Below are 531 nucleotides of genomic sequence, written 5' to 3' on the forward strand. Positions count from 1 at the left end.
GCGCGCTGTTCGACGTGCCCAGCCAGGACCGCCTGGCCGTGCCCGCGCCGTCGCGGCATCGGCCGCGCATCCTGATGCTGTACGGCTCGCTGCGCGAGCGTTCCTACAGCCGGCTGCTGACCTTCGAGGCCGCCCGCCTGCTCGAGGCGATGGGCGCGGAGGTGCGGATCTTCAATCCGACCGGCCTGCCGCTGCCGGACGACGCCCCCGAGTCGCATCCGAAGGTACAGGAGCTGCGCGCGCTCGCCGCCTGGTCCGAGGGCATGGTCTGGTGCTCGCCGGAACGCCACGGGGCGATGACCGGGATCATGAAGTCGCAGATCGACTGGATCCCGCTGTCGACGGGCTCGGTGCGTCCGACGCAGGGCAAGACGCTGGCGGTGATGCAGGTGTCGGGCGGATCGCAGTCCTTCAACGCGGTGAACCAGATGCGGGTGCTGGGCCGCTGGATGCGCATGCTCACCATCCCGAACCAGTCGTCGGTCGCCAAGGCTTCGCCGAGTTCACCGAGGCGGGACGCATGAAGCCGTC

Annotated in this window: 1 pseudogene; it reads left to right on the forward strand. The window is 70.1% G+C overall.

What is annotated here, in order from left to right:
- Nucleotides 1-5 precede the first annotated feature (5 nt).
- Nucleotides 6-531 (forward strand): annotated as a pseudogene (gene arsH / locus FUT87_RS25755) (arsenical resistance protein ArsH); the annotation flags it as partial.

Source organism: Mitsuaria sp. TWR114 (genome assembly GCF_007997345.1).